18 protein-coding genes and 1 tRNA gene are annotated in these 18,499 nt (G+C 36.0%); 3 read left to right on the top strand and 16 right to left on the bottom strand.

The window, feature by feature from the left end:
- Positions 1-5 precede the first annotated feature (5 nt).
- The 5 genes from WH267_RS01280 to WH267_RS01300 form a co-directional block, all read right to left on the bottom strand.
- The gene (locus WH267_RS01280; RefSeq protein WP_340004932.1) at positions 6-2,375 is read right to left on the bottom strand and encodes a hypothetical protein; all 2,370 of its coding nucleotides are present in this window, start codon (positions 2,373-2,375) and stop codon (positions 6-8) included.
- The gene (locus WH267_RS01285) at positions 2,366-3,109 is read right to left on the bottom strand and encodes a hypothetical protein (RefSeq protein WP_340004934.1); all 744 of its coding nucleotides are present in this window, start codon (positions 3,107-3,109) and stop codon (positions 2,366-2,368) included. The genes WH267_RS01280 and WH267_RS01285 overlap by 10 nt, the downstream gene beginning before the upstream one ends.
- Positions 3,082-4,215 carry an AAA family ATPase gene (locus WH267_RS01290; RefSeq protein ID WP_115971977.1) on the bottom strand — a complete coding sequence of 378 codons (1,134 nt, stop codon included), beginning with the start codon at positions 4,213-4,215 and terminating at the stop codon, positions 3,082-3,084. The genes WH267_RS01285 and WH267_RS01290 overlap by 28 nt, the downstream gene beginning before the upstream one ends.
- Complete coding sequence (locus WH267_RS01295; RefSeq protein ID WP_228438768.1) at positions 4,212-4,862, bottom strand: hypothetical protein; 651 nt, start codon at positions 4,860-4,862, stop codon at positions 4,212-4,214. Before WH267_RS01295 ends, WH267_RS01290 begins: the two co-directional genes overlap by 4 nt.
- A gap of 417 nt (positions 4,863-5,279) precedes the next feature.
- Positions 5,280-5,669, bottom strand: a complete 390-nt coding sequence (locus WH267_RS01300) for a VOC family protein (protein WP_115971978.1) — start codon at positions 5,667-5,669, stop codon at positions 5,280-5,282.
- Between the two features lie 278 nt (positions 5,670-5,947).
- On the opposite strand from WH267_RS01300, the gene deoD reads away from it, so the two are divergent.
- The gene (gene deoD / locus WH267_RS01305) at positions 5,948-6,658 is read left to right on the top strand and encodes a purine-nucleoside phosphorylase (RefSeq protein WP_340004939.1); all 711 of its coding nucleotides are present in this window, start codon (positions 5,948-5,950) and stop codon (positions 6,656-6,658) included.
- A 61-nt stretch (positions 6,659-6,719) separates the two neighbouring features.
- Here deoD and WH267_RS01310 read toward each other — a convergent pair whose 3' ends face one another.
- The 9 genes from WH267_RS01310 to WH267_RS01350 all read right to left on the bottom strand — a co-directional run bounded on the left by WH267_RS01310 (position 6,720) and on the right by WH267_RS01350 (position 14,272).
- Positions 6,720-7,505, bottom strand: coding sequence for a TatD family hydrolase (locus WH267_RS01310; protein WP_340004941.1), 786 nt, complete (start codon positions 7,503-7,505; stop codon positions 6,720-6,722).
- Positions 7,506-7,703: 198 nt separating this feature from the next.
- Positions 7,704-8,762, bottom strand: a complete 1,059-nt coding sequence (locus tag WH267_RS01315) for a hypothetical protein (RefSeq protein ID WP_340004943.1) — start codon at positions 8,760-8,762, stop codon at positions 7,704-7,706.
- Positions 8,763-8,796: 34 nt separating this feature from the next.
- Positions 8,797-8,867, bottom strand: a tRNA-OTHER gene (locus WH267_RS01320).
- Between the two features lie 5 nt (positions 8,868-8,872).
- Positions 8,873-10,795 (bottom strand): hypothetical protein, encoded by a 1,923-nt coding sequence (locus WH267_RS01325; RefSeq protein ID WP_340004945.1) that lies wholly within the window; start codon positions 10,793-10,795, stop codon positions 8,873-8,875.
- On the bottom strand, positions 10,779-11,183 hold the full coding sequence (locus WH267_RS01330) for a hypothetical protein (RefSeq protein WP_340004947.1): 405 nt from the start codon (positions 11,181-11,183) through the stop codon (positions 10,779-10,781). Before WH267_RS01330 ends, WH267_RS01325 begins: the two co-directional genes overlap by 17 nt.
- 250 nt (positions 11,184-11,433) lie before the next feature.
- Entirely contained in the window at positions 11,434-12,087 is a 654-nt protein-coding gene (locus tag WH267_RS01335; protein WP_340004949.1) for a hypothetical protein, read from the bottom strand.
- Complete coding sequence (locus tag WH267_RS01340) at positions 12,077-12,796, bottom strand: DUF434 domain-containing protein (protein WP_340004950.1); 720 nt, start codon at positions 12,794-12,796, stop codon at positions 12,077-12,079. Before WH267_RS01340 ends, WH267_RS01335 begins: the two co-directional genes overlap by 11 nt.
- A 390-nt stretch (positions 12,797-13,186) precedes the next feature.
- Positions 13,187-14,005 carry a GLPGLI family protein gene (locus tag WH267_RS01345; RefSeq protein ID WP_340004952.1) on the bottom strand — a complete coding sequence of 273 codons (819 nt, stop codon included), beginning with the start codon at positions 14,003-14,005 and terminating at the stop codon, positions 13,187-13,189.
- Positions 14,006-14,074: 69 nt separating this feature from the next.
- The gene (locus WH267_RS01350) at positions 14,075-14,272 is read right to left on the bottom strand and encodes a bacteriocin-like protein (RefSeq protein ID WP_340004954.1); all 198 of its coding nucleotides are present in this window, start codon (positions 14,270-14,272) and stop codon (positions 14,075-14,077) included.
- A gap of 225 nt (positions 14,273-14,497) precedes the next feature.
- Here WH267_RS01350 and WH267_RS01355 point away from each other — a divergent pair, with 225 nt between their 5' ends.
- Positions 14,498-14,671 carry a hypothetical protein gene (locus WH267_RS01355; protein ID WP_340004955.1) on the top strand — a complete coding sequence of 58 codons (174 nt, stop codon included), beginning with the start codon at positions 14,498-14,500 and terminating at the stop codon, positions 14,669-14,671.
- 118 nt (positions 14,672-14,789) lie between these two features.
- Positions 14,790-15,647 carry a DUF4822 domain-containing protein gene (locus WH267_RS01360; RefSeq protein WP_340004956.1) on the top strand — a complete coding sequence of 286 codons (858 nt, stop codon included), beginning with the start codon at positions 14,790-14,792 and terminating at the stop codon, positions 15,645-15,647.
- A 145-nt stretch (positions 15,648-15,792) separates the two neighbouring features.
- Here the strand turns inward: WH267_RS01360 and WH267_RS01365 are convergent, their stop codons facing one another.
- Together WH267_RS01365 and WH267_RS01370 are read right to left on the bottom strand one after the other, a co-directional pair.
- Positions 15,793-16,839, bottom strand: coding sequence for an MBL fold metallo-hydrolase (locus WH267_RS01365; RefSeq protein ID WP_340004958.1), 1,047 nt, complete (start codon positions 16,837-16,839; stop codon positions 15,793-15,795).
- A gap of 12 nt (positions 16,840-16,851) precedes the next feature.
- Positions 16,852-18,432: a Na+/H+ antiporter gene (locus tag WH267_RS01370; RefSeq protein WP_340004960.1), complete on the bottom strand. Its 1,581-nt coding sequence runs from the start codon at positions 18,430-18,432 to the stop codon at positions 16,852-16,854.
- Between the last annotated feature and the right edge of the window lie 67 nt (positions 18,433-18,499).

An 18,499-nucleotide genomic window follows, 5' to 3' on the forward strand; every position in this document is an offset into this window, starting at 1 on the left:
CTAATCTATGCTATAACCTGGTCTATAAACGGCTTTAAATACTGATAATACATTTCTTCCATCGTTTTCACTTTCAATAAGTTCTGTTCCGGAAGATAATATTCTGATCCGCCAAATTCTGTCTGAGTTGCCAGCGCAAGAAATCCATAGGTTGTAGTCGGAATGTAAAACTCCTCTATTCCTTTGTTACTGCTTCTGAATGTCAGCATCCCACGGGAATCTGTGATGACCTCACTTCCGTCAGGGAAGGTATATTTATTTTTATTCTGTTCTGCAAAAACCCTGATCTCGTATCTGTTTTTGTAAAGGTTCAGGGTATTCTCATATACACTGCTTATTTCACATCCTGAAAAAACAAAGTTATCATGCACGTTAATCCCGATCTTATTAAAGTTACCGATAATTTTCAATCCGCTTCGGTTCAGTTTGGCGACTTCAGTCTCTACTTTTGCTGTATTTTTGTCTATATCCCTGTATTTGTTATCAAAAGGTTCTACAGAAGTATTTCCTTCTATATTTATCTTATATAACTGAGGATTAGCTGCCTGATGAAGATAAAAGCTTTGATCAAAATAGATCAGTTCATAAGCATCGGAGATATTTAGTCCCGTGATATTCTGATCGGAATACTCTCCTGTATTCAGATTAAGCTTGGATATTAATTTTTTAGCAGGCTGATACTGACAGATAATAAAGTGGTGCTGCTTATTTTTTGCCAGTGCAAACTGTCCGGTTGGCTTTACAGAAATGTCTTCAAACATCACTTCGCAACCATGGTAAGTCTTATAGTAATCATAAGAGTTCCTGTCATAATAATTATCCGAAAGATAGGTTTTCAGTAATTGCTTTTTTGAACTTAGTATAAAAAACTCTCCTTCATATAAAAACTGTGCAATCTTACTAACAGGTGTTGGGAAAAGGATTGGATAATTCAACGGAAGATCGGTTTTCTTTCCGCTCGAATTATTTACTGTCATTTTCTGCTGTGGCGGATTGGCCCACAGTTCATGGAGGGGAAGTTTTATTTTCTGGATATGTTTCCTTGTCCCTTTATGGTGTTTGTAAAAATTAATTTCTCCATCTGACGTGGTGGTCACCAAAAACTTAAGCCTGTCTCTGTTCTGATGAACTACTCTCAGAATATTTTCATCTTCAAGATTCTCCTGATGAGTGATGAAAAATACTTCAATATCTTTTTGAGAATATTCTTCATTAAAAAACTTTTCCAATGCTTCTGAAACTTCCAGCACCGGACTTACCTGATTAAGGTTTTCAATCACCATTTCCACTTTATTCAAGGAAATAGGAATGGCTGCCTGTCCCAAAGCCATCACTGTACATTCTGAATGGGCTTTCGGATGTTTAATGATGGCAATGGCTGATGCAAATGCCAGCACTTTTGGAGTTCCCCAGTTTCTCAGGGAAGTATCAATGAGAATAATTCTTTCAAAAATATTTTCTTCAGGTGGAATTTCTCTTTGAATGTATAAAGCTTCATTATTGGCTACACGGCTCATGAATACATCGTCTTCATTGGCAAACTCAGACAGAAGCATTCTATGAAAATCTCCTTTATTGGTCATATCAGAAATTCCTCCGATAGGTTGTTCTCCAGGGGAAAGATGACGCATCGGAATTTTCAGTCCACTCCAGATTCTTTTGATAAGGCTTCCTACCTGGAATGTTTTGGGTTCTTCTATCAGTTCTCTGATAAAGTCTTTATCTGTATCTGCAGTAGCTTCTTCCTCTACAACCTCATCATCCAGTTCCGGTTCTTCAATGAGCCCTTTCATAGCATCAATGATGGATTGTACAGTTGGAAATTTTTTGTTGAGATCCATTGCCACCAGATCTTTATTTAAAACAGATGGGCCTGCATGTTGTTTTTCTGCACTTACAGACAGATCCTGTGGCATTCTGGCATAAATCTTCAAATACGTTTTAGCCTGTGAAGAAGATATTCTGTTGTGACTATCTTTAAACAAAGTCTGCAACAGGATAATCTTATTTTGCTTCTGTTTATAAACTTTCGGAAGTGCTTTTATCTTTTCAAGAAATTCGATTTCTCTTTCTGCATTGAATTCAAAATTTCCACTACTGTAAAAATCCGTAGTATATCTTAAAGGGCCTGCAAAATCTGTATAACCATCCTGCATTGCATATAAAACCATAAGTAAAGCACCAAACGGCGGCCATCCCTGATCACAAAGCTCTTTCAGTATCTCCATGATATAAGGTCTATAAGCAATAGCTCCTACTCCCGGTATGGAGAGGAGGTTATTGTCGTTATATCCGGAATCTCCGGGAATATCTTCATCGGTTTTCCATTCCCAGAAGTAATTTTCATAGGATTGGAAATAAGCCTTTAATTCCATTCTCTTGATTTTTCGGTAAGACGGAATGAGCTTACAGATAATGGCCGGAAATCTGTGTTTTTTATTACAAGATAATTTCCGTTCTCATCCCATAAAAGCCATCCATCTGACGTTTTATTATATTTCTGCTGTAAGAATGTACTCAGATTTTTAAACTCAAAATCATAACCGGAAGGCAAAAGATGCCCGTCTTTAGCCCAATATGTTTTTCCCGGAAGACTTAATAATGGAGTTCCTAAAAAAAGAGCTTTCTCTCCCATCACAGTCCATTCTATTTTCTCCAGTCTGAATTTTGGCAATGCTGCAATACTATCTTTTATATCCTCTATATCACTCAACAAACCTATTACGGAATGTTCTTCATCACTTTCCTTTAATCTGATCTGAACTTTTTCACTGATTCCGAAATAGTTTTGATTGGATGCAGGAAAAGTAAGCCGTAATGCCTTATCAATAGACATCCAAAGCAATGCTGTTCTCATTTTTTTACTGGGAACCAATGCTTCTTTTTTAAATAGCAGGCCATCGCGGAATTCGTACAGCAAAAGGTTAGGCAACTGATGAAGCTCTGAGGCTACAACCTGTTCTTCAGTAAAACCTTTGAGCCATATGGTTTCATCCTCCGTTGCGATCTGAACATTCTTCCAGTCTCTGATAGAGCCCAGATAGTCCTGATCGGCATGGGGAAGTTCTGCCCAAAATTCTTTTATAGGGTCTGAAGAATTTTCTGCCATAAGCTTTCAATTTCCTGCTGAATATATTGTTTTTGTTCCGGGTTTCTAATCCAGTCGCAGCGGGTCTGCAGGTATCTCAGTTTATCTTTGATCACGTTTTGCTCTTCAAAGCTTAGCTGACCCTGATTCCATTTATCCACAAGGATTTTCACATCTTTCATCACCTCTTCCGAATTGGGCGTTTTGTTATGCATAGCTTGTGGATGAGAATCCGGATGATCGTCTTTCTCAATAGTTCGGTTGACGATCCCTTCCAGTGTTTCAATCTGCTCCTCTGTATCCCAGATATGCTTTAACACCCAAAGGTCTGAACGAACGGCTTCGTTTCTTCCACAAATTAATGCACTTGCAGCAATGAGGTTCTGAAGTTTCACAGCTCTACGGTCCGAAATAGCAATTCCTGTGTTTCGCAGACTCATGATGGTATTCAGATATACTTCATAAATAGGTTTTAAATCTACCGTTCTGCACAGGTTCTGCAATTCTCTGATCTCATTGGCATGAATTTCCGGTACTTCTGTTTCTTCTTCATTTTCCAGCTTTCTTCCAGCTAAAAGTACCTGTTGCAGAAGTTCCGGATTGACATAATCTACATTGATTCTTACCAGAAAACGATCGAATAACGCATTCAGAGCTTCATCTTCCGGAAGAACATTACTTGCTCCTACAAACATCAAAGCGGGTAGATGTTTGGTTTCTTTTCCTCTTTTGAATACTTTTTCGTTAAGTGCCATCAAAAGTGAATTCAAAATCGCGGAATTGGCATTGAAGATCTCATCCAGGAAAACCATGGAAGCTTCAGGCATCATTCCTTCGGTATTGGTAAGAAGTTCTCCTTCTTTTAATTTTCTGATATCAAAAGGACCGAATATCTCATTGGGTTCTGTAAAACGGGTCAATAGATATTCAAAATTCTTTCCGTCCTTTACGGTCTTTGCCAATGTTCTTACAATGGCTGACTTCGCTGTTCCCGGGGGACCATATAAAAAGGCATTTTCTCTGGCCAAAAGACAGATTCCCAGAAGGTCTACAACGTCATTTTTACCTACAAAAGTATCTTTTACGTAGTTCAGGACCGTATTAAGTTTATTAATATTCTGCGTCATTGATTTTCTTCAGTTATTATTTTTAATTCTCTCCAGAATGCATCTTTGTACATTCCAAATTCTGAAATAAGCAATTTATTGATGAACGGAATTTCCGCCAGTCTGTAATCTTTTTTTTCAACAATTCTCTCCAGATATAATTTCCGGTAGGTTTTATCTTTCAGTTCTTCTTCCCAGTTCATCCCTTTCAGATCAAGTTCATACCCGACTCCTGAATAATGGAACTCTGTAAGGATATCTTCAAGCATTTTAAGGAGTGTATCTTCCGGATCTACTGAATTCAGGGCCATCATCACATCGGGTAGGAACCTTAATGATAAATCGGCTGACAGCATAGAGGAAATGTCTTTTGTCCCTTTAAATGTTGGAATAAAATTTTCCAGATTGTCAGCCGTATTTTCCCTTATCAAATACAGTTGTGCACTATGATAGAGTATTTTTGCGGCCCAGACAGCTGTTGATGTATTACAGATAAGTTGATCAGACAGAAATTCAAGCCTTTCTTTTTCAAACTCTGCTTCAAAATATACCTCTGCCTCCGCCTCTTCTTTTGGGGAGATGTTCCGGATGTTCGAAAAAAGAGTAATACATTCATTTTTCCTTAGCAGAAAGAGAGTGTCTAAAAATGGTGATTTGGTTTCCATCATATAACAAAAATAGAATTATTTCGTTGAGAATAAAATTTTTAAAGAAAGGATTGATATTAAATTATGCTGATGATGAAAAAACGCCGTTTTTATGTCTGATAATGCAGAAATTTCACTTTTAAAACCGGGTTATGTTGGAAAACGCAAAGGCGCGAGTTTTTCCATTTTGATATATTCTTAAGGCGTCAGGATTTTTTCTGTGATAAAACTTGTGAGTGTATAGTTTATTGCCACGAATTCACGAATGATTTTATTCGTGAATTCGTGGCATAAAACAGTCTGCTTGCTGAAAATTTTTGATATTCCTGTATCTTAAAAGCAGTATATTATTTAAAATCTTTGTACCCTTTCATTTATAACAATAGAGATTTTATAAAAAGAGATTGCTTCGTCGCCAGCGCTCCTTGTAATGACGGATTAGGCTACTATTTCAATAATATTGTTTTCCGGATCCAGGATGACGCTTTCATAATATCCGTCACCTGTTGTCCTGGGTTCACTAGCGATCGTATACCCATCTTTTCTTAAAGTCTCTGTAAGCTCGTTTACTTTTTCTTTGCTTCCTGCAGAGAATGCAAGATGGATGATTCCAAACTGTTGAAATTCATAGGAATTTTTATTTTCTATAAGGTCTGGCCTGGTCATGATTTCGAGACGGCTCCCATTATCAAAACTTAGAAAGTAGGATTGAAAATTTTTGACAGGATTATTATATTTTCCATTGGAAACGGCTCCAAAATATTTTTCATAAAATACTCTGGATCTTTCAAGGTCTTTTACCCAGACTGCAACATGTTCTATTTTCATTTTTAAAATTTTAAGAATATTAATAATTGCAAAAGTAACTGCCGGAACTATGGCATGTCCGCTCTCTGTTATTCTATCTTTGTTCTGTATTTACTGATTTTATTTTTTTACCCTAAAGAAATAAAGTTTCAAAATCTCACCTTCAAAGTCCGTAAACAAAGTATTTATTTACAACAAATTATACATTATTTTCTGATAAACCAGCTTTATCATTTCACTTTCCACAATGGTAAGGTCAATATAAAAGTTATTATATTTGTGCCATTCAAAATAAAGTTATGAGTATTCACATCAGTGCTAAAAAAGGAGAAATTGCTAAAGTAGTATTGCAGCCGGGGGATCCGCTTCGTGCACAGTATATTGCTGAAAATTATTTAGAAAATGCAAAACTGGTAAGCAAAACCAGAGGTATCTTTTATTATACAGGTCTTTACAAAGGTAAGGAGATTACTGTAGGAGCCAGCGGAATGGGATTCCCTAGTATCGGGATCTATTCTTTTGAGTTATATACAGAATATGAAGTAGATACGATCATCAGAATCGGAACATGTGGGGCTTACAATACAGACCTTAAGCTTTTTGATATTTTAAATATTGAAAATGCTGCCAGCGAAAGTACCTATGCTAAATTTGCATGGGGAATTGAAGAAGACATCCTTCCTCACCAGGGAAATATCTTCAATACGATCAATGAAACGTCTAAAGAACTATCTCTAGATGCTAAAGCAATCAATATCCACAGTAGTGATATTTTCTACAGAAAAGATCCTAACACTCCAGAGATTGCTACAAGATACAACTGTCCTGCGGTAGAAATGGAAGCTTTCGGATTGTTTGCAAATGCTCAGCACTTAGGTAAAAATGCAGCGACTATTCTTACAGTAACTGACATTATCCCAACTCATGAGAAAATTTCTGCTGACGAAAGAGAAACAGCTTTGAAACCAATGATGGAATTGGCATTAGAGTCTGCAATCAAAAGTTTATAAGAAAAGGCTACCTTTTCAACAATATAAAAAAAGAGCTTTACTGTATCAGTAGAGCTCTTTTTCATAGTCTGAAAAAATTTCTGGCGGTTTCTGTGGTTTCGTCTGCAACTTCAGAAATGCTGATCTTCTTCAGGCGGGCAATGGTCTGTGCCACATAAGGGAGAAAGGAGGGTTCATTTCGTCTGTTCTGCATTCTCGGCATATTCTTCGGAAGCATGAATGGTGCATCTGTTTCAATCATCATTCTGTCCAGAGGAACATATCGGATCACTTCTTCTAAATGTTTAAATCTTTTCTCATCGCTGATGGCTCCGGTAAATCCGAGATAAAATCCCTTGTCCAGATATGTTTTTGCTTCATCCAGGGTTCCTGTAAAGCAGTGTACGACGGCTTTCGGTAACTTCGAAAGATAATCATCCGTTATTTCATTAAACCTTTTAAAAGCAGATCTTTCATGAAGGAAAAGAGGTTTATCAACTTCTATTGCCAGTTCCAGCTGAGCCTTATAGCATTTCTCCTGAACAGGTCTTGGTGAGAAATCACGATCGAAATCCAATCCGCACTCACCTACTGAAATGACATGCTCCTTCTTCAACAGCTTTCTAAGCTCGTTAATACTTTCATGATTAAAAGATTTTGCATCATGCGGATGAATTCCCGCTGTTGAAAATAAGACATCAGGATAATCTTCTGCTATTTCCGCTGATTCTTTACTTCCACGGATGCTTGTTCCAGTGAGGATCATATAGTCTACTCCATTATCTAAAGCACGGTTAATGATTTCTTCGTGTTCATTGTAGAACTGTTTATTGGTTAAATTGATACCAATATCAATGTATGTATTCATTTGTTTTAAAATTTTTGTGTTATTATTAGGCTGGAAGATGGGAGTTGTAAGATGGAGGTTATGAAGGTCATAAAAAATGGCTATTATTTTTTTATTGCTATTAATATTTATTTTACCGTGGACCTCAGTAATCATATGATTACAAACAACTTCCAGCTTCACTCTTCCATCTTTCAGCCTCTTATTTGAAACTAGTTATTATTTTGTCCGGGTTACAATTTCCCAGTTTTCATTTTGGTTAGGATTAGATTCTCTTGTCATGACCAGTCTGAAATTGAGTTCGCCTTTATTTTTATTGCTGAAGATATTAAAGGACAGGTTTCCTACGTTAATGTTATCTTCAGACATCTTATGATTCAGATAATAGTTCTGAATAGCAGAAAGGTCTTTCTGAAGAATGGAACTTGTATTTTTAGCTAAAAAATTCAGGAACTGATTGGCTTTTTCGCCAATGGATTTTGAACTTGTGTCTGCTGTTTTATAGGTACCTTCAAAAATAATCTCCAGATTATCACATCCGGACAGTTCTGCTGAAGCTTTAAAACCATCAGAAGCATATTTTTCCTCTATTGTTTCCGTATAATTATGCCTGTCGATACTTCTGTGGTGTTCCGAATCTGGATTAAAGATTTTTTTATCTTTCCATTTAGCCAACGTACAGCTGGTGAGATAAGATTCTTCGAAAACATTTCCGTCTTTGTAAACAAAAGAAAGATCTGTAGATTCAAAGCTGTCTGTCGGTTTATTGTAGGAACGGTAGTTCTGCTGTGCTGTTGCTTTCAGTTTTCCGCCTTCATAAGAGATTCCATCCAAAATATTGTATGAAAAGGGAGCTGATTCCTGTATTTCATGTCTTTCACTGATCTTATGGTCTTTTCCCATAATGATATATAAAATCTCGGAATTGGTGTTGGCATTTCCACCCAGCATTCCTTCGGAATTTCTTTCTATGATATAGTCTGTAATTCCATCATTATTAAAATCATCGGAAGCTATTTTATGAAAGGTCACTGTATATGGATCGTCATCATTGCGGAAGGAAACAGTATAATTTTTATAATCTATTTCTTCAGGTTTTTCATCACCCACTTCTTCATCCAGTAATACTTTCAGAATGTCAAAGTTTTTTTGTGATTCTGAAACAGGAACAGGTTTTACGGTCGCTAATGAATCTTTCTTCCCAACAGGTTTTCCGTTTTCTTTTCCTTTGCAGGAGAACAATGCCAATGTGACTATTGAAAGTAAAATATATTTCATAAGATGTGATGTATAGGTTTTATTTATTTTAAAAAGAAACAGACAGGGATCGAACCTGTGACTCTCCATCATTCTGGTATGCTTTTCCGATTAAGCTACTGTTTCTTATTCTATATTTCTACCTCTAAAAATCCAAAATATTCGGCTGGGGTAAGAACTCTTGGAAATCCTTGGGGTATTATTTCTTTTTTCAATTCACAGATTAAAATATTTCCCTGCCTTTTCACACATTTTATGTGAGGAATTATATTTTCATGAATTCTAAAGGTTGATGCAGCAGCTGTAAGCGCATCTCCACTATATTCTTTTTCTATCCAGTGCCAGTGCTCTTTTTCTGTAGAAGGACATGAACATTTTAAGACATAAGAATAACGTTCCGTATTCCAACTATTTAAAGATCTTAATGCAATATTATCCAGTTCATAAAGTTCATAACAGTTGAGTCTTTTTACCTGTACCTTATTTCCCTGTTCGTCATATTCATGATGGGTCAATTCTATTTCTTTATCGCTGATCTTTCTTTCCTGAAAATGTTTCATCACAATACCGGCATCTGCATACAGGAAACATAATGCCTGAAAATACCGATCTTTTGAATGAAGGAAGTCTTCAGCAGCTACAGGGTCTACCATATCCCAAAGCAGATCTATTTTCTCCAGGATTTCAGCAAAAAGAGGCGTTTCATAGTTTTCCCATTTTGGATATTCCCGGATCATAAAGCTTTGAAAACTGTTATATTTTAATTTAAGAACAGCAATAAACTTCCTGATACTATAATGCTGGCACTTATCTATAAAATAAAAACCATTCTTTGAAATGATAAATATATTTTTGGTAATGTACAGCCATTCATTAATTTTAAAATAAACATTGTCTGCCAGATATTCCAGATGTTCATCTTTATTGTATAAATAGTCTTTAATCTTTTTCAGTACCGGAAATGAGTATGAAGGTTTTATGACATGGCCGCCCCATCTTCCGAGATATTCTAAAGATTTTAAATCTACATCATGAGAAGGCCCTTTCCCCGTGATACGTTTCAGTTTATCAAAATGTCCTCCAGCCTGTCTGTTTATAATAATATCTCCTACTTCTGTAAGGTTGCACGCTATGGTTTTCGTAGCATTCAATAAACCTGTTACTTTTTTCAGTTTTGGAAGGTGACAAGTCTCAGAACCATAATTATTAAAATATCCATTTACTTCACTCAGAACAGGAATATTTGCAGCAGAATTCATACCTACCAAAATACTTCCCGATCTCTCCAAAAGAGGTAAAGAGGCATAAGAGTTATTTTGCAGAGTGATATTCTTACTTTGCCTCAGCAGAGGAAAGAATGCTTTTGTTTTTTCAAGCTTAATGTTCCCCATCATCTTCTTCAGTCTTGAAAAATCATGCGTAAAATGAAAACCATCTTTATCCCTGCATTTAATACTGAGATCACCCTGAATAATTTCAAGATTAGGAAAAGAAACATTTTTCCCCAGAACGTTGATCTTCCCGTAGATTTCATGATTCTGAATCACGATATCATCACCAAAAATATCGACATTAAACATCCCGTTTTCCGGAAGCTGATCTGCTTCATGCTGATGGTAAATAAGAATAACATCGCTTCTCTTTTCCAGTTTTTGATTTCCAGCAAAAACCTTCGCCTTTTTTAAAGAAATACTTCCGCCAATATTTTTCAGGTTTTCAAAGTTGAAATCAATGATGCATTTAAAATGTCCTTTTACCGTTTCCAGTTGATTTATTTCTGCCTGACAATGGAGCGTAAAGTTCTCATCAACAGTTTTCAATTGGGGTAAAGAACAGTTTTCAGCATCTACAGAAAGTGACCCTTTTACCTTTACCAGATTAGGAAAATGGCAATTTGATCCACGCAACACAAGATTTCCATTAAGCTCATCAATATTCCATGTAATATGTCTGGCATATACCTCAACTGTACTCTCCTGGGTAGGATCTATAACCTGAAGATCTTCTTCAGCGAAAATCTTATATTTTTGTATGGGATCAATAGTAGTATGCATTTTTCATGAATTTTGTGATGGGATTATATTCGTGCTGAACGTATTTCACAAAGTATTCACTTTCGATCTGCAGTGGCTTTTCCTCTTTATGAAAGACCTGTGCATCTCCTGAAACTTTAAAAGTTTCTGTACTTCCGTCTTTGTCTGTAATTCTGATGTCTGATGCTTTTAAAAGATGTGGATTTCCTGTATTTTCCAGACAGTATTCTTTGTAACTTTTTGCGTTTTTATAATAAGCGGAAGCATCCTCTTTAATCTGTTCTGTTTCTTGCTGAGGAAATGAATTTTCCGGAATACTGTTCGCATCAGCTTTCTGTATGTTGTCCTCTGAGAGAGGATTTTCTCCGGGAGTCTTATTTTTAAAAAAGTTTATTATTTTATTCAACATCATTTTTATTTTTAAGCTCAGATCACTTCTGAATTACGAGGGCAAAGTTATTCCTCAGAAACGCAATCTTTTTGCGTAGTATGAAAATATTAGTTAAATAGGTTGGAAGATGGGAGCTGGAAGAAGGAAGTTATAAAGGTCATAAAGATAAATTCTATTTCTTTTTTATATCCTTAAGATCAATAAAAAGATGATTAGAAGTTTCACAGCAAAGAGTAACTTCCAGCCTCCTTCTTCCAGCTTCCATACTTTATTCATTGATAAATTTTTCAAGAAATCCAATCAGCTTTGTACCGCTATGGCTCCATCGGATGCCATGACCTTCTTTTTCTCTGACTTCAAAGACAAGTTCGTGCTTATAATGAAAGAAGACATTCCACCAGGTTTTATTTTCAAGGATATAATGAATTTTCTGCATTACTTTTTCCTGCTTCTGCTGGTTATTTCCTTTCACTTCACCCCAAAAATTATCATCCATTCGTCCGATATGCTTTTCCCAGGCGCGCTGTGTAATGGTAATTTCTTCATTAAAAGGTTTCTGGCAAGCTTCAATCAACACAGAAGTCAGTGGAGGAACAGCCCTTTCGTCACGGATGCTGGCTGAGGTCAACCTTTGTCCTAAAACAATCAGCCAATCTTCAAAAGATATTTCTTCCAAATGCTTTGCTTTCCCCTCATCAGTATCGTTACTGATCAAAACATGAACAAACTGATTAAAGATTTTTTCCCGGTCAATGTTTATTTCTTCATTAAAATAAGGGAGATCCCATTCCAGTGTATTCTCCTGGAACCTTTGAATATTTTTATTTAAATCCTGTAAATGTTCTTCCGCTAAAACAGCCTGATATTTTTCCTTCCAGTCTTCTGAAAGTAAAGGAGTGTATTTTTCAAACTTATTCATCATAACATTGTATCAGATTAGTGGACAGGTTTTCTTCTTTGATAAGATAATCAATAAGATTAAACCATTCTTTACAGTGATCCAGAATCCAGGCATCCGAGGAAATAACGATCCCGGAACTTTCAGCCAGAAATTTATCCGGGTTGTATTGTAATTCGCCTTCCCAGTTGAACTGATTTTCCACAGCAAAATCAAGGACTATTTGTTTAATTCTTCCACTGTTGGAAACCGGTTGGTCGAAAATCCAGACTAATTTCTGAATCTGAGCCTTTTGAAAAAAAACAGCAACAAGCTCTATTGCCCTCTGCGTTTGATTCACCCGTTTATAAGTTCCATGAACACCGGAAAGATCCCGGAAACAGCCATCGACGCCTTCAAAAATATACGCTTCGGATAGCAGGCTTTCTAATAAGATCAATACATTGAAACCGTCAAGATAAACTGTTTTATCTTTCATATCTGAAATTTCCAACTGCTTTTCTTTCCTGTTCTGAAGCTGCCCGTCAGATGCTGAAGCTCCGCGCAATGCCTGTATCTGTCTCGTCTTTAGTCTATACCTGTTTCCGACAAGATCAGATCCAGCTTTTTCTGCATAACCTCTTGTCAGCAGGTACTGCATATCCTGAACTGCCAGTCTCAGCTTGCTGACCTGTTTTTCTGAACCGAACAAAGTATCATCACCAGTGTTTTTTCCGCGGTTTCTGTTATTCATACTCAAAAATAGAGTTTTTAGAGATAAAATTCTCGCAGATTTTGCACAATCATCTGAGAGACATGAGAGAGAGGATTTAAAATGTACTTTTTTGACCTGTAAATAATCTGTAGTGATAAGGCTTATGAAGAAAAAGCACAATTATTCTTTGAAAATTAATAGATTTCCGAATACTTTACCTTTAAAATTCAGGAAATCATTGTTCCGTACTTCCAGTTTGTTGTACTTTTAAGAAAAATGCACAAAATCATGAAAATACCTAGATCATTTCTATTTGTTTTACTATTCTCTTTTTTCTGTCTATCAAAATAAATCAAAAGATAAGATAACCAACCTCGCTGGTCTTACCAAAGGTCAGGAATCCCTGAATTTAGATACCTTCCTTTCAATTTATTTTTTTAATAAATCTAATTCTATAATATTATTGTCTTTTTTCAAGTCTTCAAGCGCTTTTTTTTCAAATTCACGAAAAATTTCATTTCCGGAATGAAAAACGCCATTAGCATCTGTTTGATCTGGAAAAGTTCCAACTGAACCTGCCATCGGGTTTTTTCTGAAATTTTTATAAATTTTAACATATTTTGAATAGGTAATTTTTATATCTCTATAATTATTCACGTAAGGATAATTAAAGTCTCCTTTTGTTTCTTTTATTCCTTTAAGTTCATAAGTATGGTTTTTATAAAGATCCTCTATTTTAAGTATTAACCCTGGAAGTCCAAAAAATTTATACGGACCACTTTGTATCGGGATCTCTTTTGCAAACCACGCAATCCACTTTCTACCTCCAAACTCTGTGGTTGCTTTTTGCACATCAAACCCCAAGATATTATTAAACTCCGCAAGTATATTCCATTTTAAATCTATATTCTGACTCACTGAATATCTATAAAGTTCAATAGGTGTAATAAATTCAATTTTTTGAGTATTACTATTTCTAACTACTCTATCTCCATTCATTTTTTTATTAGGGGGTACGGAAAAGATTCCTTTCTTTGAATCCGCGTTTAATATTGAGTCCGATTTAAATTTTTCAAGACTATAGAATTCTGATTTATTGTTACCAATATTCAAAACCATTATTTCTTTCTCTAAATTTTTAACGTTTGTAGAATCACTAATAAATTTGTATTCATAAAAAAATTGTTTGTTTTGACCAAAAACATTAATTGAGATTAAAGTAAGAATTATGATTCTAATTATATTCATTATTTTTTTTATTTAAAACAAAGTCTGTTGAATAATTATTCAACAGACTCAATAATTTTAGCTATTTTATCAACAAGCTTGTAAATAGTAACCTGATGGACAATTGCTACCAGTACTACATCCACCACAAGTATGTGGATTACTACAACATCTATAAGTACTAAAAGCTCCACCCCCTCCTTCACCTTCTAAATATTCTTTGGGATTTTTTAATCCTCCACTAATGTTTTTTAATTCATTTTTCGAAATTTTTTTAAGATTTTTCATTTGTAAGTATTTTTAGATTAAGGTGTAAATATAATAATTAAATTACTATATACGTTTTGTTTATTATATTAAAAAAAATGCCGATTAATTTAATAATGAAACCAGACTCCTGAATTTGTTTTTTGTAGGGTAAAAATAACACAGACCAGGGACTGTATCATTTTAGCCTGTTACAGCAAAAGATTTTTCTCACCACTGTTACAGGAAACCAAAGCTAATCCTTTGGTGTGGACCAGCCATCTGATGGCTCCTGAAGCCTATATCCTGCATGATGCTTTAACAGGGTACCTCAATAATGAATCAGGTGAACAGATCAGAAGCAGAGCGGCACTAACCTATTCAAAATATCAGAAATGCAGTGTAAAAGCAGCAAGAAACCTTTTGATAACAGGTTGGTAATACTGTTATCTTCAGCTCAATCTACCATCGGTTATATTTTTTACAAGAAAAGAGATATTTCATACAACACTTTTGATATTTATTAGGGATAAGTTTGCAAATACTTAAAAATACTCTTATGAATACACTGAAAAAACTTTGTTATCTATCTGCGGCGATACTTTTATCAGCCTCTTTCATTTCGTGTTCAAGCGATGATAATGAAATTATTATTGAACAACAGACCCCTTCACAGGTTCTGGCTTCTACTCCATGGGAAACTACCGGAGCAAAGGATAAAAATGGAGCTAACGTAGCTTTGACCGATGCCAGCGTAGCAGGTTATGTAGGATTTGCCTACTTCAAAGCAGACGGAAATTTTGCCATTTACAATTTAAATGATGTATTGAGATCACGAGGAACCTGGTCTGTAGATGCTCAGGGAAAAACGAGAACTATTGCTGCTTTAAATCCGGATGGAACTGCAATTTTTACCCGAGATGTTGATATTCTTGTTTTAAACAAAAATGAATTTACTTACAGAATCCGTCCTAACGCTGCTGATCCATCAGTTTATTATGACATTATCCATATGAGAACTCCTCATACGGAACCCAAAAACGGACAGCTTACCTTAGCTTCTACTCCATGGAAAACTACAGGTGCAAAAGATAATGCCGGAGCTGCTGTAGCTTTGGATAATGCCAGTGTAGCAGGTTATGTTGGATATTCTTACTTCAAAGCTAACGGAACTTTTAAAATCTTTGGATTAAATGATGTTCTACGATCCCAAGGAACATGGACTATTTCTCCTGATGGAAAAACAAGAACTCTTGTTGCTTTAGATGCTAACGGAAATGTACTTTTTACCCGTACTGTAGATATTCTTGTACTGAACGAAACTACGTTTACTTACAGAATTACTCCTGATGCAACTAACCCAACCGTATTTTATGACATCATTCATACTAAGGATTCTCACAAAGAACCTCAGTAATGATTATTTTTTTTGATAATAAGAAAAACCTGCTCAGTAATGGGCAGGTTTTAATTTTATTGGTTAAGTGAATTACTTATTTTTATTCTGAATAGAATGAACAGAAACTGTCCACTGAGTTCTAAGCTATTTATACATTCTATTCTTACCAATATTCTTCCCACCATTTTTTCCAGGTTACATTTCCTAACTGATCCAGATCTACTTTTTCACCTATCAAAGGTAAAGTAATAGGCTGATTATTGTCTTCTGCATTTTTTGCAGCTAATTCCACCGGTTCAAACCATGGATGCTGGGCAAGTTTGAATTTTGAATGATGAACAGGAATAAAATTTTTCGCTTTTAGCTCTTTAATTTCACCAATCAATTGATCCGGTAATGTATGAATGTAGGGCCATTTTTCGTTGTATTGCCCACACTCCATGACAGCGAGATCAAACGGGCCGTACTTTTCTCCAATTTCCGTAAAATGATTTCCATAGCCGCTGTCACCACCTAAAAACAGGTTTTTGGCAGGTGTTTTCAGGACAAAAGAGGTCCAGAGGGAAATATTCCGGTTCAGTAACCTTCCGGAAAAATGTCTTGCGGGAGTCAGGGTAATTCTGAAACCATCTGCAATATCTACACTTTCCCACCAGTTTTTTTCAATGATATTTTTCGGTTCCCAGCCCCAGTATTCAAAATGCTGTCCTGTTCCTAATCCACAAATTACGGTTTCCACTTTATCTTTTAATTCTTGTACGGTTTTGTAGTCCAGGTGATCCCAATGATCGTGGGAAATCAAAAGAAAGTCTATATCCGGCATATGTTCCGGTTTGTAATAATCTGCTCCCGGAAATGCTTTAATAGATCCTGGCATAGGTGAAGCGTTTCCGCTGAAAACAGGATCTATCAGGAATTTTTTACCATCCACCTGTATAAAATATGAGCTATGCCCGAACCATACCAGAACATTTTCTTCCGGGTCGAGGGTTTTCAGGTCTGTTATGACAAATGGAAGAGCCGATTTGGGGGAGGTGTTTTCCACTTTACACAAGCTGTTAAGAAGAGCTTTGGTCATACTTTCTCCTTCCAATAAAGGCGGAGTGATGAGTATATTATGAAATCTCCCATTGGCATAATTGGGTAAGGTGCTGAAGTATTCCTTTCTTTTTTCATCAGGAAACTGCCCGAGCTGTTTTACTAAATTCATTTCCTTATTTTTTTACATTCTGAGCCTTTCTTCTTCAAGATCCAGCCTCGTTAAATAATGTCTTATATATTCTTCGTCAATATTAGGATTGCGTCTGTTTTCTTCCCGAAGCCAGATGCGTTGCTGCTCAAGGGTTTCGAAATAAATTTCTTTGGCGTCTTCTGATAGTTTATGGATAGAATCTTCTTTATCTTCCTGCTCCCAACGGTCCATTAGTTTATTAAAATATTCGTTTTCATTTCTTCGTTCCTTATAGTTTTCATCAAGAAACCTGAAAGCTACTCCTCGCATTTCTTTTCTTAAATAATGTTCGGATTCTTCTTCAGAAAGATACCCACTTCCGGTATCGGACAGATTAAGTTTTTTGATCAGTGAAGGTAACGTAAGCCCCTGGATAATCAGGGTTGCCAGAATTACAATAAAGGTAATGAAAAGAATCAGGTCGCGATGTGGAAAAGGCTGACCGTTTTCCATTACTACAGGAATAGATAGAGCTGCTGCCAGTGAAACTACTCCACGCATTCCTGTCCAGCTCATCAGTATAGGAGCTTTCATCCCAGGATCTCTATCTGCTACATTAATGAAGTTTCGCATAATCAGGGTAACGAATACAGCTCCAAAAGAGGATAAAAAGCGTACAACAATCAGTACTGCTGTGATCAATAATCCGTAACCAACTGCGTTGAAAAGGCTTATTCCCTCTTTCTCAAGCCCTATCATAATTTCCGGAAGATCTAAGCCAATTAATAGAAATACAATTCCATTAATCAGGAAAACAAAACTTTCCCATACATTGGAACCCTTCAGCCTTGATTCTGAGGTCCGGAAAATTTCATGTCTTCTGATGGACAGAAACAATCCTCCACTCACCACAGCCAATACTCCGGATGAATGTACTTCTTCAGCAGCAATATACATTACATAAGGAGCCACTAAACTGAGAATTGCATCCATATTGACATCGGTGGGAAATATTTTTTCAATTTTGAGAAAGATATAGGCCAATACAAGACCTATTCCCAGTCCGCCAAATACCATCCATCCAAAGCTCACCACGGCATCCTGCCAGATAAACTGTCCGGTTGCTACAGCTACCATTGCAAATCTGAAAATGATAAGAGAGGAAGCATCATTGAAGAGACTTTCACCTTCTAAAACGGTAGACAGATTTTTAGGTACTTTTACAAATTTTAAAATAGCTCCTGCGCTCACCGCATCCGGTGGAGAAACTATCCCTCCCAGTACAAAACCTAATGCTAATGAAAACCCGGGAATATAAGAATTAGCCACAAAAGCTACTGATATGGCTGTAAGGAATACTACAATAAAGGCAAAACTGGTGATGATCCGCCTCATTTTCCAGATTTCCTTCCATGAAACAGCAAAGGCTGCTTCGTATAATAACGGCGGTAAAAAAATGATAAATATAAGTTCAGGATCAATTTTAATGGGTGGTAATCCGGGGATAAAACTGATAAGCAGTCCTGCAATAACCAATATAATGGGATATGCTACTCTTAAACGATTCGCCAGCATAATGGCTCCAATGATCACCAAAACCAACCCGAGATAATAAATAAAATTTTCTACCATTTGTTCTTCAATTAATTGTGTACCTCTAATGTATATATTTTTTTGAGAAATATGGTTTGTTTTTATC

The sequence above is a fragment of the Chryseobacterium sp. MYb328 genome, from assembly GCF_037572595.1.
In the GTDB taxonomy this organism is placed as follows: Bacteria; Bacteroidota; Bacteroidia; order Flavobacteriales; family Weeksellaceae; genus Chryseobacterium; species Chryseobacterium pennae.

Bases quoted from the DNA above. Each gene is read 5' to 3' on its own strand.
- WH267_RS01325 (WP_340004945.1), bottom strand. From the start codon at position 10,795: ATGCATACTACTATTGATCCCATACAAAAATATAAGATTTTCGCTGAA.
- WH267_RS01365 (WP_340004958.1), bottom strand. From the start codon at position 16,839: ATGAATTTAGTAAAACAGCTCGGGCAGTTTCCTGATGAAAAAAGAAAG.
- WH267_RS01295 (WP_228438768.1), bottom strand. From the start codon at position 4,862: ATGATGGAAACCAAATCACCATTTTTAGACACTCTCTTTCTGCTAAGG.
- WH267_RS01335 (WP_340004949.1), bottom strand. From the start codon at position 12,087: ATGATGAATAAGTTTGAAAAATACACTCCTTTACTTTCAGAAGACTGG.
- WH267_RS01290 (WP_115971977.1), bottom strand. From the start codon at position 4,215: ATGACGCAGAATATTAATAAACTTAATACGGTCCTGAACTACGTAAAA.
- WH267_RS01330 (WP_340004947.1), bottom strand. From the start codon at position 11,183: ATGTTGAATAAAATAATAAACTTTTTTAAAAATAAGACTCCCGGAGAA.
- deoD (WP_340004939.1), top strand. From the start codon at position 5,948: ATGAGTATTCACATCAGTGCTAAAAAAGGAGAAATTGCTAAAGTAGTA.
- WH267_RS01350 (WP_340004954.1), bottom strand. From the start codon at position 14,272: ATGAAAAATCTTAAAAAAATTTCGAAAAATGAATTAAAAAACATTAGT.
- WH267_RS01340 (WP_340004950.1), bottom strand. From the start codon at position 12,796: ATGAATAACAGAAACCGCGGAAAAAACACTGGTGATGATACTTTGTTC.
- WH267_RS01345 (WP_340004952.1), bottom strand. From the start codon at position 14,005: ATGAATATAATTAGAATCATAATTCTTACTTTAATCTCAATTAATGTT.
- WH267_RS01315 (WP_340004943.1), bottom strand. From the start codon at position 8,762: ATGAAATATATTTTACTTTCAATAGTCACATTGGCATTGTTCTCCTGC.
- WH267_RS01310 (WP_340004941.1), bottom strand. From the start codon at position 7,505: ATGAATACATACATTGATATTGGTATCAATTTAACCAATAAACAGTTC.
- WH267_RS01280 (WP_340004932.1), bottom strand. From the start codon at position 2,375: ATGGAATTAAAGGCTTATTTCCAATCCTATGAAAATTACTTCTGGGAA.
- WH267_RS01300 (WP_115971978.1), bottom strand. From the start codon at position 5,669: ATGAAAATAGAACATGTTGCAGTCTGGGTAAAAGACCTTGAAAGATCC.
- WH267_RS01285 (WP_340004934.1), bottom strand. From the start codon at position 3,109: ATGGCAGAAAATTCTTCAGACCCTATAAAAGAATTTTGGGCAGAACTT.
- WH267_RS01360 (WP_340004956.1), top strand. From the start codon at position 14,790: ATGAATACACTGAAAAAACTTTGTTATCTATCTGCGGCGATACTTTTA.
- WH267_RS01370 (WP_340004960.1), bottom strand. From the start codon at position 18,432: ATGGTAGAAAATTTTATTTATTATCTCGGGTTGGTTTTGGTGATCATT.